Genomic DNA, 15234 nt, shown 5'->3' on the forward strand with positions numbered 1-15234 from the left:
TGGGAGATGGAATCTGTCTGGTACTCAGAGTTGCACTAACTCGAGCCGGACGCAACGGCCTACGGGGATCGGCGGGGAATCCGGATGTCAATTCGAACTCGTGTTCGATAGACTGTTCGGGTGGGCTGGGATCAGGGACCACCGACGTGGTCGGAGATGGAGCGGGTGCTCTCCGGTCGGGCACCCGACGGCGGACGTCCGGGTACCGCCTTCGGTCCCGATGACAGCGACCACGCGATGTTCCCGGGCGACGGCGGCGACAGCCCCGCCTGGTCGCGCAAACGTGGTGCGTACCAGGCGGATGACATCACGCGGGGATCGTCGTCGGTGGCATACGCCGAACTCCACGCCCACAGCTCCTACAGCTTTCTCGACGGTGCGTCGATGCCGGAGGAACTGGTCGAGGAGGCGCAGCGGCTCGGTCTGGCGGCGCTGGCCGTCACCGACCACGACGGCTTCTACGGGATCGTCCGGTTCGCCGAGGCCGCCCGCGAATTCGGGATGCCGACGGTCTTCGGTGCGGAGCTGTCGCTGGAGCCCGACATCGCACGAACCGGACACAACGATCCCCCGGGAGAACACCTGCTGGTCCTCGCCCGTGACGGCGAGGGTTACCGCCGGCTGTCGCGGACGATTGCCGAGGCGCACATGGTCGCGGGCGAGAAGGGCTTGCTGCGCTACGACCGCGACGCCCTGGCCGGTGCCGGGGACGGGCATTGGCTGATCCTCACCGGCTGCCGGAAGGGCGCGGTCCGACGCGCGCTGGACCGCGGCGGCGTCCCGGCCGCGGAGATCGCGCTGCGGGAGATGATCGAGACCTACGGCCACGGCAACGTCGTCCTGGAGCTCACCGCCCAGGCCATGCCCGACGACGACGAACGCAACGCGGTGCTCGAAGGTCTCGCCGCGCGCGCCGGGGTGCCGACGGTGGCCACCACCGGTGCGCACTTCGCCGCGCCCCGACGCCGCCGGCTGGCGATGGCGATGGCGGCGGTTCGGGCCCGCACCGACATCGAGACCATCGCGGGCTGGATGCCGGGCGTGGCCGGCGCGCATCTGCGCAGCGGCGACGAGATGGCACGGCTGATGCCCGCGCACCTCGACGCGATCGACAACGCGGCCGGCCTCGCCGCCGATTGCGCCTTCCAACTGGGCCTGATCGCGCCGGAATTGCCGCCGTTCGACGTGCCGGAGGGTTACACCGAGGCCAGTTGGTTGCGTGAACTCACCATGACCCGCGCCCGGCGCCGCTACGGCACGCCCACCGAACATCCGCAGGCCTACCGGCAGATCGAGCACGAGCTCGCCATCATCGAGACCCTCACGTTCCCCGGCTATTTCCTGGTCGTCGCCGACATCGTCGACTTCTGCAAGGCCAACGACATCCTGTGTCAGGGCCGGGGGAGCGCGGCCAACTCGGCCGTCTGTTACGCCCTGGGGATCACCAACGTCGACCCGGTCGCCAACAAGCTGCTGTTCGAGCGGTTCCTGGCCCCCGAACGCGACGGGCCGCCCGACATCGACGTGGACATCGAGTCCGACCGTCGTGAGGAGGCCATCCAGTACGTCTACCGCCGGTACGGCCGGGATCGCAGCGCGCAGGTCGCCAATGTCATCACCTATCGCGGTCGCTCGGCCATCCGGGACATGGCGCGGGCCCTGGGGTATGCGCCCGGTCAGCAGGACGCCTGGGCGAAGTCCCCGGACACCGCACCATCGGACGTGACCGATCTGGCCGGTGAGATCCTCGGTATGCCACGGCATCTGGGCATCCACTCCGGTGGCATGGTGATCTGCGACCGGCCCATCGCCGACGTCTGCCCCACGGAGTGGGCGCGGATGGAGAACCGCAGCGTGCTGCAGTGGGACAAGGACGACTGCGCGGCCATCGGGCTGGTCAAGTTCGACCTGCTCGGTCTCGGCATGCTCTCGGCGCTGCACTATGCGATCGACCTGGTCGCCGAGCACAAGGGCATCGAGGTCGACCTCGCCACGCTCGATCTCGCCGAACCCGCGGTCTACGAGATGCTCTGCCGTGCCGATTCGGTGGGCGTGTTCCAGGTGGAGTCGCGCGCGCAGATGGCGACCCTGCCGCGGCTGAAACCGCGGTGTTTCTACGACCTGGTCGTCGAGGTGGCGCTGATCCGTCCCGGTCCCATCCAGGGCGGCTCGGTGCATCCCTTCATCAAACGACGCAACGGGCAGGAACCGGTCACCGTCGAACATCCGTCGATGTTCAAGGCCCTCGAGCGGACTCTGGGCGTGCCGCTGTTCCAGGAGCAGCTGATGCAGCTGGCCGTCGACGTCGCGGGCTTCGACGCCTCCGAGGCCGACCAGCTGCGTCGGGCGATGGGCTCCAAACGGTCGCCGGAGAAGATGGAACGCCTGCGCCAACGCTTCTACGCCGGCATGGAGCGACTGCACGGCATCACCGGCGACACCGCCGACCGCATCTTCGAGAAGATGGCCGCCTTCGCCAATTTCGGCTTCCCGGAGAGCCACTCGCAGAGTTTCGCGTCGCTGGTCTTCTACTCGTCGTGGTTCAAGCTGCACCATCCGGCCGCGTTCTGTGCAGCACTGCTGCGGGCACAGCCGATGGGGTTCTACTCGCCGCAGTCGCTGGTCGCCGATGCCCGCCGGCACGGGGTGGCCGTCCATCGTCCCGACATCAACGCCTCCCTCGCGCACGCGACTCTGGAGAACGAGGGCCTCGACGTGCGGTTGGGACTCGACGGGGTGCGCGGGGTCGGTGAGGAGGTCGCCCAACGCATCGTCGACCGTCGCGCCGACGGGCCGTACACCGACATCACCGACCTGTCCCGGCGTGCTGCCCTGAGCGCCAAGGAACTCGAGGGTCTCGCCGGGGCCGGGGCTTTCGACGGTTTCGGCCTCAGCAGACGTCAGGCGCTCTGGGAGGCCGGTGCTGCCGCGACCGTCCGCGACGATCAGCTGGAACTGCGATCGGCGGGTGCCACCCCGACGCTGCCCGGCCTGTCCGACATCGAGTTGGCGGCCACCGATGCCTGGGCCACCGGCATCACCCCGAAGACGTATCCGACGCAGTTCCTGCGCCCTCGGCTCGATGCGTTGGGGGTGGTGGCCGCAGACCGGTTGCTGTCGGTGCCCGACGGCGCGCGTGTGCTGATCGGCGGTGCGGTGACCCATCGCCAACGACCCGCGACGGCTTCGGGCGTGACCTTCATCAACCTGGAGGACGAGACGGGGATGGTCAATGTGGTGTGTTCGGTGGGCCTGTGGGCGCGGTACCGTGTACTGGCACAGACAGCACCGGCTCTGCTGGTGCGCGGCCGGGTACAGAATGCCGAGGGGGCCGTGACCATCGTCGCAGATCGTTTGCAGCGCATGGATCTTCGAGTTGGAACCAGATCCAGAGACTGGCAGTAGCCCGCGGGAGGCCTGCCCGAGTGGGAAGACAATGAATCGGGGATATCGATGTCGCAGCAGGTTGTGGTGACCGTCAAGCCGAAGAGCAGCAAGGGTCCGCTGGTGGAAACCGGACCCGACGGTTCCGTCACCGTCTACGTTCGCGAGCCCGCCACCGAGGGCCGTGCCAACAAGGCCGTTGCCGAACTGCTCGCCTCACATCTCGGAGTGCCCAAGAGCAAGGTCGCGCTCATCGGCGGGGCGACCGCCCGCACCAAGCGGTTCCGGGTGGGCTAGACGGCCCCGGCGAAACCGTTCTGCCGCCATGCCTCGTAGACGACGATGCTCGCCGCGTTGGCGAGGTTGTGTGAACGACGGCCGGCGAGCATCGGGATGCGCACCCGGTCGGTGACCTCGGGTTCGGCGAGGACCTCCGCGGGCAGTCCGGTCGGTTCGGGGCCGAACAGCAGGACGTCGCCGGGCCGGTAGTCGACGTCCGTGTGATAGCGCTCCGCATGTGCGGTGAACGCGAACACGCGCTCGGGCTTCAACGTGGTCCACGCCGTCACCAGGTTGGGATGCACGGTCACGTTCGCCATCTCGTGATAGTCCAGACCCGCCCGCTTGACCTGGGCGTCGGACATCGAGAATCCCAGGGGTTCGATGAGGTGTAGTTCGCACCCGGTGTTGGCGGCCAACCGGATCGCGTTTCCGGTGTTCGGCGGGATGCAGGGCTGATAGAACATGATCCGGAACATGATGTGCTCAGCGTAGTCGCAGGCCTCGCCGGGAGTGACGGCGACGGTTCGTGTCCGCTATAGGTCGAAACCCGTGTTCGCACCGCACAGCACGATGCACAGCGTCGAATCCGGTTCTGTCCGAACCGCTCCGGTGGTCACCGCGGCGACGGCCGCGGCGGTGCCGTGTTCGACGAGGATGCGGTGAGAGTCCCACAGCATTCGTCGAGCGGCGACGAGCTGGTCATCGGTCACCAGCACACTGTCGACGTCCGGATGCTGTGCGGCGGTCTCCCAGCAGATGTCACCGAGGCGGGTCGCACCGAGGGAATCGGCGGCGATGCTCTCGAGTTCGACCGGGACCGGTGAACCCGCTGCCCGTGCCTGGTGAAAACACGATGCCCCGAGGGGTTCGGCACCCACCAGGCGGTCGCCGGGACGCAGGGTCGCCGCGAGACCGGCGAGGAGCCCACCGCCGCCGACGCAGGCCACGGTGGTGACCGGACCGGGTATGTCCTCGGCGACCTCGAGGCCGATCGTGCCCGCACCCGCGACGATGTCGGGCAGGTCGTAGGCGTGGAGAGCCAGGGCGCCGGTGGTCGCGGCGATCTCCACCGCGGCGTCGGCGGCGTCCTGGTAGCGCAGCCCGACGAGATGAACCTCCGCGCCCAGAGTTCGCAGTGTTCCGACCTTGACCGCGGGAGCCGTCTCCGGGATCACGACGGTGCAGGGCACGCCGGCGATCCGTGCGGCCCAGGCCGCGCCGATCGCGGCGTTGCCTCCTGACGCGACGAGCACCCCGGCGTCCGTCAGCGTTCCCTCGGCGCGCGCGTGCAGCGTCGCCCACAGGCTGCCCCGGACCTTGAAACAGCCACCGAGCTGGAGGTACTCGAGTTTGAACGCGACGTCCCGCGGGCCGTCGACGGTCTCGATGGTGCTGTGCGATGTCGGTGTGCGCCGCAGGAGAGGGGAGATGGTCCTGGCGGCGGGGTCGACGTCGGCCCGGGTTGCTCTCACGGCACAGACAGTAGTGGCTCACATCGCGCTCGCTCCGGATGGAAGAATGTCGGGCGTGACCGCGATACGACTGGATGGCAAGACCACGCGCGACGAGATCTTCGCGGATCTCACCGAACGGGTGAACAAACTGCGCGAGGCGGGCATCACCCCGGGTCTGGGCACGGTACTCGTCGGCGACGACCCCGGCTCGCACTCCTACGTCAAGGGCAAGCACGCCGACTGCGCCCGGATCGGTGTCGAATCCATCCGCAAGGACCTGCCGGCCGACGCGACCACCGAGCAGCTCAACGCCGCGATCGACGAACTGAACGCCGACCCGGCCTGCACCGGATACATCGTGCAGCTGCCGCTGCCGAAGCACCTCGACGAGAACGCGGCGCTCGAGCGGATCGACCCGCTCAAGGATGCCGACGGACTGCACCCGATCAACCTCGGTCGACTGGTGCTGGGCAAGGAGTCGACACTGCCCTGCACGCCGCGCGGCGTCATCCATCTCCTCCGGCGCTACGACGTCCCGATCGCGGGTGCCCGCGTCACCGTCGTCGGTCGTGGGGTCACGATCGGACGGCCGATAGGCCTGCTGCTGACGAGGCGCAGTGAGAACGCCACAGTCACTCTCTGCCACACGGGGACCGCGGACCTCCGCTCGGAGGTAGAGCGTGCCGACATCGTCGTCGCCGCTGCAGGTGTACCGCATCTGATCACCAAGGACATGGTGAAGCCGGGTGCCGCGGTCGTCGACGTGGGCGTCAGCAGGACCGACGACGGCCTGGTCGGCGACGTCCATCCCGACGTGTGGGAGGTCGCCGGACACGTGTCGCCGAACCCCGGCGGAGTCGGGCCGCTGACCCGCGCATTCCTGCTCGTCAACGTCGTCGAACGGGCCGAGCAGCAGCTCGCCGCCCAACAAGCCGCTGCCGAGGCCGTCGCCGGGGTCGAGGGCGGCGGCACGGCGTGAGCCCGGACGAGCCGCACGTCGGCCCGGCCGGTTCGGATCCGCCCTCGACGGATCCGAACCAACCGAGACCGCGACCTCCGGGTGACGGAGCTCACGGAGCCGAACCCGTGCCCGAGCAGGTGCACGGGGTGCGTGCGGTCCTCGTTCAGATCCCATATCTGCTGGTGATGCTCGGCGTGCTCGTGGCCGCGCTGTTCGTGATGTTCGACCGATGGCGACGCGGATCTTTCGTTTTCGGCGCGGCGCTTCTCGTCGGTGCGTTGCTCCGGGCGTTCATCCCTTCGTCGCAGGCCGGATTGTTGCAGGTCAGAGGGAAACTGTTCGACGTCTCGGTGATGGCGACGGTCGGTGGTGTGATGCTCTGGCTCGCCACGTCGATCGACTCGTTGGGAACGGATTGATTACAATAGAGACCTGAGCGTGACCTTGAGACGCAGTGGTCGCGCCTGACCAGGCAAATCTCGCTGCCGACAGCACTGAGTACGACGCTGGGCAGACGCATCGACCGCTGGAGTACGTATCACTGCAACACCGACCGATGGCCACGTGAACCGAGTGACGTCGATGGGCGTGTCGGCAGGCGCCGGCATGATCCACTACGTCTTGCTGACGCGTGACGATCTGGGCCGCAGTGTGGTGGATTCGCGCGTGATCGACGTCGACCCGACCGACGGGCTCGACGGCCCGGGGCGCGTGAACGCCGGTATCGACGTCATGCTCAGCGCAGCCCGCGAGGCCGACGCACGCGTCGGCCCGATCGGCGTCGCGGCCCGGACCACAGCCCAACGACGCCATCTGCGATCACGGGGGAGCGGCCCCCGCCGCCAGATCCGTCTCGTCGCCGAGGACGAGGCCGTCGTCGCCTACCTCGCCGACACCGGCGAGATCGATCGCTTCTCCGCGGCCGTGGTCGTGGACTGCGGTGACACCGGTATGACCATGTACACCGTCGACCCGCAGAACCGGCAGATCACCGCCGTCGAACGCTCGACCGTCATCAGCGGCCGGCGTCTCGACCGCGCCATAGCCGAAGGTCTCACCGCCGACAACCCGGCTCTCGGAGATTCGTCGCGCACCCGCGCCGGGCGCAGCGAGTTGCTCAGCGCCTGCCGGACCGCGAAGGAAGAGATCGCCTACGGCGGTGCGGGATCCGGTGGCACCGAGGGTTCGCCGGTGACGCTTCCGGGCGGTTCGGGACGGGTGTCGCTGACCGAATCCCATGTCGCGGGCGCCGTCGAACCGATGGTGCGTGAGGCACGCGAGGTGTTCGACCGCTATGTGGCCGACGTGGCCGCGCGAGGCATCAATCCGGACGCAGTGGTCTTCGTCGGTGGTCTCGCCAATCTGCCCGCGGTCCGGGAGATCACCCAGGGGCATGACTTCGACACAGTGTGCCCGTCCGCCCCGGAACTGGTGGCAGCGACGGGTGCGGCGCTCCTCGCCGGTGAGAGTGGTCCGAGCACCGCGCGACTGGCCTTCATCGGTGGTCGTCCGCAGCGTGAGTGGCTCTCGGCCATGCCGCTCGCGGTCGCGGGCGCGATCATCGCCGCGGCACTGATCACCATCTACGCGGTCAGCTCCTCGTTCGCCGAACGACAGGTCACCGAGCCGTCGCCGTCGGTCGACAGTGTCCCGGCGGTCGCAACGACGAGCGAGCAGCGATCCGATCCGGTGCCCACGACGTCGGCTCCGGTGACGCGCGTCCCAGACCAGCCCGTCGAGCAGACCTTCGAGCAGACCTTCGAGCAGCCGACCGTGCCCCAGCAACCGGTTCCGACACCGGACCGGGACGCTCCGGGCTGGGCCACCACAGAGTTGGCGCCGACCTCGCCGTCGACCGGTACGAGCACGCGTACATTGTCGCCGTATCCGTGGCCGACGCTGCCGTTCGCTCCGGGCACGACGCCGCGCATCCCACCGGATCTGTTGCCGAAGGAGCTACTGCCGTCGAGTCCGGCGCCGACTCCTCCTCCGCCCGATCACTCGGCCACGCCGCGGGCGGAAGCACCTGCCGCTCCGTCGTCAAGCAGCCCGGTACCCGTCCCGCGCTGAGCGCCGAAGAACGGGGACCGGCTCAGGCGTCGCGGCGGGCCAGTTCGACCGTGCGCTTGAGCAGGTCGCTGATGGCGTCGAATTCGGTGAGAAAGCCGTCGTGCCCGGTGTCGGATCGCACGACCTGCAGACCGCCGACGCAGTTGCCCAGCTCTTCGGCGAGCTCGGCCTGTAACCGCAAGGGATACAAACGATCCGAGTCGATCCCGCCGACGATGACGGGGACCGTGCACTCGTTGAGCGCCTTCTTGATGCCGCCGCGGTTGCGGCCGACGTCGTGGTGGTTCAGGACCTCGGTGAGCACGACGTAGCTGCTCGGGTCGAAGCGCTGCATGAGTTTCGACGCCTGGTGCTCGAGGTAGCTCTGCACGGCGTACCGGCCGCCGAGCAGCGGCTGCTCGTCGCCCTGCGGTTCGTTGGCGAAGCGCTCGTCGAGCTCGGGCTCACTGCGGTACGACAGGTGCGCGATCTGACGGGCGATGCCCATCCCGGTCAGCGGTACCTGTCCGGTGCCGTGGTAGTTTCCGCCGTTCCAGGCCGGGTCGGACTTGATGGCGGCGATCTGGGTGGTCTGGATGCCGATCTGGTCGGCGGTGGCACGGGCGCCGACGGCCAGCACCAGTGCGCTGCGGACGCGCTCGGGGTATTCGATCGCCCACTCGAGTGCACGGGCTCCGCCCATCGATCCGCCGAGAACTGCTCCGACGCTGCGGATTCCGAGACGGTCGAGGAGAGCGACCTCGGCGCGGACCTGGTCGAGGACGGTGATCTGTGGGAATCGCGAACCCCACGGCCGACCGTCGGAGGCGAGCGACCCGGGACCCGTCGATCCCTTGCAGCCGCCGAGGACGTTGGCCGAGATGACGCACCATTCGTCGGTGTCGATGGCCATGCCCGGACCGATGAGGCCGTCCCACCAGCCGGGCGCCTCGTGCTCGTTGTCGGCGGGACCGGTGACGTGGGAGTCGCCGGTGAGTGCGTGCAGGGTGAGGATCACGTTGTCGCGGGACGGCGACAACGTCCCCCAGCGCTGGAACGCCAGGGTGACGTTGTCGATCCGTTCGCCGCTGTCGAGAGGCAGCGAGCCGATGCTCATGCCGACGAGCTTCCCGTCCGGGACCGATTCCCAGTCGGGCTGATCAGACGCTTGCGCGTTCAGGTCGATACTCACCGACAAAATTGCCTCACCTGTCTCACTTGGCGGCTGCGAAGCCCTGTTCGAGGTCCGCCAGGATGTCGTCGATTCCCTCGATCCCCACGGCCAGGCGAACAAGTCCCGGGGTGACACCTGCGGCGAGCTGCTCCTCGGGGGTCAGCTGGCTGTGGGTGGTCGAGGCCGGATGGATGACCAGCGAGCGGACGTCGCCGATGTTGGCCACGTGGCTGTGCAGAGTCAGCGCGTCCACGAACTTCTTGCCCGCGTCCACACCGCCGGCGATCTCGAAGGAGATGATCGCACCCTGTCCCTTGGGGGCGAGTTCCTGGCCGCGCTGGTACCAGGGCGAGGACTCGAGGCCGGCGTAGGCGACGGACTCGACCTGCGCATGACCCTCGAGGAACTTCGCGACCTTCTGCGCGTTGGCGACGTGACGCTCGATGCGCAGGCTCAGGGTCTCGAGGCCCTGGGCGAGCAGGAAGGCGTTGAACGGGGCGATGGCGGCACCGGTGTCGCGCAGCCACTGGACGCGGGCCTTGAGTGCGTAGGCCGGCGCACCGAGGTCGGCGAAGACCGCACCGTGGTAGCTGGGGTCCGGGGTGGTGAAGCCGGGGAACAGGTCCTTACCGTCGCGCTGCACACGCCAGTCGAAGGTGCCGCCGTCGACGATCACGCCGCCGATCGCGGTGCCGTGTCCGCCGATGTACTTGGTGGCCGAGTGGACGACGACGTCGGCGCCGTGGGCCAGCGGGTTGATCAGGTACGGGGTGGCGACGGTGTTGTCGATGATCAGCGGCACGCCGTTGCGGTGTGCGACCTCGGAGACTCCCTTGATGTCGAGGATCTCGTTGTTGGGGTTGGAGATCGACTCACCGAAGAACGCGCGGGTGTTCTCGCGGACGGCGGCCTGCCACGACGCCGGATCCTCGGGATCCTCGACGAAGCTCACCTCGACGCCGAGCTTCGGCAGGGTGTAGTGGAACAGGTTGTAGGTGCCGCCGTACAGACGCGGGCTGGACACCACGTGACCGCCGGTCTCGACGATGTTGAGGATCGAGTAGGTCTCGGCGGCCTGCCCGGAGGCCACGAGCAGAGCGGCGACGCCGCCCTCGAGGGCGGCGATGCGCTGCTCGACCGCGTCCTGGGTCGGGTTCATGATGCGGGTGTAGATGTTGCCCGGCTCCGCGAGACCGAAGAGGTTCGCCGCGTGCTGCGTGTCGTTGAAGACGTAGGAGGTGGTCTGGTAGATCGGCAGAGCCCGGGCATTCGTGGCCGCGTCGGCGGTCTGGCCGGCGTGGATCTGCTTGGTTTCGAAGCTCCAGTTGTCGGCCGGATTCGTGCCCTCGTTGGCATCAGACATGACGATTGATCACTTTCTACGGTCGGCAGGGCCAAATTCGACCCTGTTGGGGTCCGACCTTCGGACCCGCGCTTGCCGGGGCTTCGCTGCTGCGATCCCAACCCGGTCATCACCCGGAGCACCCCACCGCGGTTGGAGGGTTGCCGATCAGCAAGCCGGGGCTTGGCGCTGATACTCATGACCTGGCGACAAGGATATAACACGGATGTGAGTGCCTGAGAACCCTCCCGGTCACGCCGAGTCGAACCCCTCACACTGCCTCCGAACCGTGTACTGAGCGTGTGGTCCGAGCGGTTGAAATCGGTCAAACGGCACGGCGAATCCCCAGTACAGCGTCGTTAGCGCTTCTCAGCATCATGTCAGGTTCTTCGTCGTCGCCTTAGGGTTCGGGCAACCCCGGCGGGCTTCCGCACTGGCATGGTCCGGGTTCATCGAGGAGAACACCTCATGGCTGCGCTGGCGCACCTCCGCTCTCGACGGATCTCCGTCCTCGTCGCCTCTGCAACCGGTTTCGCGGTGGCCGTCGCCCTATGCCTCCCCGGTGACGCCCTCGCGGAGGCATCCGAGTCCTGCGGAGCGGGGGCGGTCGTGATCGCCGCCGGCACCAACGACCCCGAGGGGCAACACCTGGTCGGGGTCACACAGCGGTACCGAGGGCTCGGGCCGGACGGGAATCCGGACCCGGACTCCGAGTATGCGGGCGACAACGGATACACGATCATCTACGCCGACTATCCGACGACGCTCTGGCCGCTGGGCGCCACGGGGTACGACTCGAGCGTGGCGCAGGGAAACGCGGCGACCACATCGGCGATCGCCGGCTACCAGACCCGGTGTTCGGGTAAGCCGGTCGTCGTCGCCGGGTACTCGCAGGGTGCCCGGGTCGCGGGTGATGTCCTGGCCGACATCGGCTCGGGTCCGGTCGAGGTCGTGGCGACCGACGAGAACGGCGACCCACTCCTCGACGAGGACGGCAATCCGATCACCGTCGTCATCGACCCGGACGGGATCAGCGGCGAGTTGTACTCCGACCCGCGGCAGGCCGGCGACAAGACCGGACGCGGCATCGAACTGTCCCTGATCGGCGTGATCCCGGGGCTGACGATGTCCGGTCCGCGCGGGACGAGCGGGACCGACGCCGGTTTCGGTGAGCTCGAGGGTCGGGTGGTGTCGGTCTGTATCGAGGGCGACCCCATCTGTGACCTGCCCGATCCCATCCACGACCCGATCGGTGCGATCGACGGGCTCCTCGGTTACCAGGTCAAGCACTTCCTCTACCCGTACGCGATGTACCGGGACCCCGCGTCCCAGTGGGCGACGCGACCGGTCTCGTGCAACGACGCGGGGACGGTCTGCATGGTCGGCGCGAAGTCGGCATTCGCCGAGCTGGTCCAGGGCTGGGCATCCGACCTCGGCTACACCGGCGAGATCGGCGACTTCCTGTCCGGCCGTCCGACGGTCGGCCTCCCGCTCGGGATCACCCTGGCGAACCTGCAGCCCGTCGTCCGCCTGGTCCAGGGTGTCCTCCCGCCGCTGCCGCAGCTCGGTTACGGCGCCTACCTTCCCGACCTCTTCGTCTTCGAGGACATCCTGCAGGGCATCGTCAGCCTGTCCCCGGCGCGACTCATGCGCGGTGTGACCGCGCTGGCCGCCAGCGTTCGCAGCATCGTGCTGCTGCCGGTGAACGCCGTGCGGTACTGGGCGGGCGCGATCGTCGGACCGACCGTCACGTCGCAGCCGAACACCTTCACCGTGCTCGCCGACGACGACTCCGAGGTGCCGGTGACTCTCGCCCGAACCTTCGCCGCCGTCGACGACGATCCCGAGACCAGCGGACCGGAGGTCGAGGCGACCCACGGCGGTTCCGGCATCCCGGCCGTCACCGAGGTGGCGAGCGGTCCGTCCGGAGTCGACTCTTCGGCGGATACGGACACCTCGGCGCCTGCGTCGGCCGCCGAACCCGACGACGGCCCGGCCGGCGGCGGAGACGGCACCGACCCGTCCACCGGTGGCGGTGATCCGGGCGTGACGCGGTCGGAGACCGATTCCTCCGACGCGCCGTCGTCGGACGCCGGGACCCCGGGCTCCGATCCCGACGGCGGCTCCGGCAGCGCCGACTCCGGGACCTCGAACCCGGACGGCTCGGACTCGGGCAGTTCCGGCAGCGGCGGGTCGGATTCGAGCAGCGGTTCCGGCAACAGCGATGGCGGATCGGACAGTTCGTCGAGCGGGGACTCGGGCTCCGAGTAGTCCCGGCAACCTCCAAGGAATCGATCGCCCAGCGATCGGGCAGGCGGGCGGGGTCGTCGGCCCCCTGTGAAGCAACTCACCGGGTCCGGGGGAATTGTGGTCTCCATGGGCCGGTTGGCATGAGGCGTGCCTGACGCTCCCACGACGACCACCGGTGCGCCGGACGACCTCGTTCCGAAGGTGCTCGACGACGCATCGTCGAAGGTGCAGGAGCGTCCCTCGTCGACGATCTCGAGTCGTGCCCGCCGGTTGACGATCCTGGCGTTCGCGCTGGGCGGTTTCGGCATCGGGACCACAGAGTTCGTCGCGATGGGTCTGCTCCCGAACATCGCCGGTTCCCTCGGTGTCTCCGAGCCGACCGCCGGCCACGTCATCTCCGCCTACGCGCTCGGCGTCGTCGTGGGTGCTCCGCTGATCGCGGCGCTCACGGCGCGCATGTCGCGGCGGGTGCTCCTGATCGCGTTGATGGTGGCGTTCACGATCGGCAACCTCGCGACCGTGCTCGCGCCGTCGTACGGACTTCTACTCGTGGCGCGGTTCGTCGCCGGTCTTCCGCATGGTGCGTACTTCGGCGTCGCGGCGCTGGTCGCCGCGCACCTCGCCGGTCCGCGGAATCGGGCCAAGGCGGTCGGGCAGGTGATGCTCGGTCTCTCGGTGGCGAACGTCGTGGGCGTGCCCGCGGCGGCCTGGCTGGGGGAGACGTTCGGGTGGCGCACCGCATTCGCGATCGTCGTCGTCATCGGCATCGCGACCGTCGTCGCACTGGTCCGTGTGCTGCCGACCCTGTCCGGCATGACGATCACCGACCCGCTGACCGAACTCGGGGCACTCAGACGAACGCAGGTGTGGTTCACCCTGGTGATCGGCGTCGTCGGGTTCGGCGGGATGTTTGCGTTCTACACCTATCTGAACTCGGCCCTGACGTCGGTCACGGGACTGCCGGTCTCCGTCGTGCCCTTCGCCCTGATGCTGTACGGACTGGGCATGGTGACCGGGAACTTCGTCGGCGGCTACGCGGCCGATCGGAGTGTGTCCGTCGCCATCCTCGCCGGCCTGTTCACCAGCGCGGTGACTCTCGCCGCCTTCGCGGTGCTCGCCGAGAATGCCTGGGCGGCACTGATTCTCACCTACTTCGTGGCGCTGACCGGATCGACGATGCTGCCGGCTCTCCAGACGCGGCTGATGGACGTCGCTGCCGACGCGCAGACACTGGCCGCCGCCCTCAATCATTCGGCGCTCAACGTTGCCAACGCCGCGGGCGCGTTCCTCGGCGGCGTGGTGGTCTCGGCCGGGTGGGGGTTCCTGTCGCCGTCGGCGATCGGCGCGGTGCTCGCCGTCGGCGGAATCGCCGTCGCGGTTGTCGCGATCGCCACCGCTCGGCGACGGCCGGTCGGCGCCTGAGCGGTCGGCTGCTGTTCGTCAGCCGTTGGACGGGGGAGTCGCGATGGTCTTCGACAGGTAGAGCGGTTCGCCGAGCTTGTTGATCAGCTCGAGTTGCGTCTCGAGGTAGTCGATGTGCTCTTCCTCGTCGGCGAGAATCTTTTCGAGGATGTTCGCGCTCGTGATGTCGCCCTTCTCGCGGCACATGGCGATGCCCGGGCGGAGTCGCTCGACGACCTCGACCTCGACGGCCATGTCCGACTCGAACTGTTCCCGGATGGACTGCCCGATTCGGAGCGGCAGCAGTCGCTGATAGTTGGGCAGTGCGTCGAGGAAGAGGATGCGGTCGGTGAGGATCTCGGCGTGCGTCATCTCCTCCATCGACTCCGCGCGGGTCTTCGCTGCGACCTCGGTCAGACCCCAGCTCGCCTGCATCTTCGAGTGGAGGAAGTACTGGTTGATCGCGGTCAGCTCGCTCGTGAGCTGCTCGTTGAGTAGTGCAATGATCTCGTCGTCGCCACGCATCTGACAGCCTCCCGTTAGCCGATTGTCTGGTGACGAAGTTAACACGGCAAAACGCCCCGCGCGTGTACTCGCGCGAGGTTGTGACTGGAGTTGTCAGTGTCGGATCATGCAGCGCTCGTCGAGGTGGCCGCCCTTTCGCTCAGGATGCTGTCGAGTTTCTCCAGGCAGGTTCCGCAGCCCTCGCCCGCGCCACACCGATCACTGATGTCGTCGACGGTGTAGGCACCGGCATCACAGTGCTCATGTATTTCGTCGACGGTGACGGCGCGGCATATGCAAACGAACATCTTCGGACCTAACGTAGTGCCTGGATTAGGTAATGCTTACATATTCTCCTCGGTGAGCACAAGGGTTGCCTTACCTCCATTTCGTCTCAATCGGAGACCCGTAGACCCGTCTCGGGAGGTATGCG

Annotated in this window: 13 protein-coding genes and 1 riboswitch; of the genes, 7 read left to right on the forward strand and 6 right to left on the reverse strand. The window is 68.1% G+C overall.

Annotated features, from left to right (window positions below; all coding sequences use genetic code 11):
• Nucleotides 1-120: 120 nt before the first annotated feature.
• Both IHQ52_RS11415 and IHQ52_RS11420 read left to right on the forward strand, forming a co-directional pair.
• On the forward strand, nucleotides 121-3405 hold the full coding sequence (locus tag IHQ52_RS11415; RefSeq protein WP_096273741.1) for an error-prone DNA polymerase: 3285 nt from the start codon (nucleotides 121-123) through the stop codon (nucleotides 3403-3405).
• Nucleotides 3406-3453: 48 nt separating this feature from the next.
• The gene (locus tag IHQ52_RS11420) at nucleotides 3454-3681 is read left to right on the forward strand and encodes a DUF167 domain-containing protein (RefSeq protein WP_006434486.1); all 228 of its coding nucleotides are present in this window, start codon (nucleotides 3454-3456) and stop codon (nucleotides 3679-3681) included.
• On the opposite strand, the gene IHQ52_RS11425 is transcribed toward IHQ52_RS11420, so the two are convergent.
• Together IHQ52_RS11425 and IHQ52_RS11430 are read right to left on the reverse strand one after the other, a co-directional pair.
• On the reverse strand, nucleotides 3678-4142 hold the full coding sequence (locus IHQ52_RS11425; RefSeq protein WP_006434487.1) for a tRNA (cytidine(34)-2'-O)-methyltransferase: 465 nt from the start codon (nucleotides 4140-4142) through the stop codon (nucleotides 3678-3680). The genes IHQ52_RS11420 and IHQ52_RS11425 overlap by 4 nt on opposite strands.
• 57 nt (nucleotides 4143-4199) lie before the next feature.
• Nucleotides 4200-5138, reverse strand: coding sequence for a serine/threonine dehydratase (locus IHQ52_RS11430; RefSeq protein WP_006434488.1), 939 nt, complete (start codon nucleotides 5136-5138; stop codon nucleotides 4200-4202).
• 55 nt (nucleotides 5139-5193) lie between these two features.
• Here IHQ52_RS11430 and IHQ52_RS11435 point away from each other — a divergent pair, with 55 nt between their 5' ends.
• The 3 genes from IHQ52_RS11435 to IHQ52_RS11445 all read left to right on the forward strand — a co-directional run bounded on the left by IHQ52_RS11435 (nucleotide 5194) and on the right by IHQ52_RS11445 (nucleotide 8151).
• Nucleotides 5194-6099, forward strand: a complete 906-nt coding sequence (locus IHQ52_RS11435) for a bifunctional methylenetetrahydrofolate dehydrogenase/methenyltetrahydrofolate cyclohydrolase (protein WP_182155221.1) — start codon at nucleotides 5194-5196, stop codon at nucleotides 6097-6099.
• A 107-nt stretch (nucleotides 6100-6206) separates the two neighbouring features.
• On the forward strand, nucleotides 6207-6500 hold the full coding sequence (locus IHQ52_RS11440; protein WP_006434490.1) for a DUF3017 domain-containing protein: 294 nt from the start codon (nucleotides 6207-6209) through the stop codon (nucleotides 6498-6500).
• A 163-nt stretch (nucleotides 6501-6663) separates the two neighbouring features.
• Complete coding sequence (locus IHQ52_RS11445; RefSeq protein ID WP_006434491.1) at nucleotides 6664-8151, forward strand: hypothetical protein; 1488 nt, start codon at nucleotides 6664-6666, stop codon at nucleotides 8149-8151.
• Between the two features lie 22 nt (nucleotides 8152-8173).
• On the opposite strand, the gene metX is transcribed toward IHQ52_RS11445, so the two are convergent.
• A complete protein-coding gene (metX, locus tag IHQ52_RS11450) occupies nucleotides 8174-9328 on the reverse strand; it encodes a homoserine O-acetyltransferase MetX (protein WP_006434492.1) in 1155 nt (384 codons plus the stop codon).
• Nucleotides 9329-9344: 16 nt separating this feature from the next.
• On the reverse strand, nucleotides 9345-10667 hold the full coding sequence (locus tag IHQ52_RS11455) for a bifunctional o-acetylhomoserine/o-acetylserine sulfhydrylase (protein ID WP_006434493.1): 1323 nt from the start codon (nucleotides 10665-10667) through the stop codon (nucleotides 9345-9347).
• A 63-nt stretch (nucleotides 10668-10730) separates the two neighbouring features.
• A riboswitch (SAM riboswitch) is annotated at nucleotides 10731-10850 on the reverse strand.
• A 264-nt stretch (nucleotides 10851-11114) separates the two neighbouring features.
• Between IHQ52_RS11455 and IHQ52_RS11460 the strand changes: the two genes are divergently transcribed.
• Both IHQ52_RS11460 and IHQ52_RS11465 read left to right on the forward strand, forming a co-directional pair.
• A complete protein-coding gene (locus tag IHQ52_RS11460) occupies nucleotides 11115-12917 on the forward strand; it encodes a PE-PPE domain-containing protein (protein ID WP_006434494.1) in 1803 nt (600 codons plus the stop codon).
• Between the two features lie 126 nt (nucleotides 12918-13043).
• Nucleotides 13044-14318, forward strand: coding sequence for an MFS transporter (locus IHQ52_RS11465; protein WP_006434495.1), 1275 nt, complete (start codon nucleotides 13044-13046; stop codon nucleotides 14316-14318).
• Between the two features lie 18 nt (nucleotides 14319-14336).
• On the opposite strand, the gene bfr is transcribed toward IHQ52_RS11465, so the two are convergent.
• Together bfr and IHQ52_RS11475 are read right to left on the reverse strand one after the other, a co-directional pair.
• A complete protein-coding gene (bfr, locus tag IHQ52_RS11470; RefSeq protein ID WP_006434496.1) occupies nucleotides 14337-14822 on the reverse strand; it encodes a bacterioferritin in 486 nt (161 codons plus the stop codon).
• Between the two features lie 104 nt (nucleotides 14823-14926).
• A complete protein-coding gene (locus IHQ52_RS11475) occupies nucleotides 14927-15109 on the reverse strand; it encodes a (2Fe-2S)-binding protein (protein ID WP_006434497.1) in 183 nt (60 codons plus the stop codon).
• Nucleotides 15110-15234 lie beyond the last annotated feature (125 nt).

Source organism: Gordonia amicalis (genome assembly GCF_022059885.1).
Lineage (GTDB): Bacteria > Actinomycetota > Actinomycetes > Mycobacteriales > Mycobacteriaceae > Gordonia > Gordonia amicalis.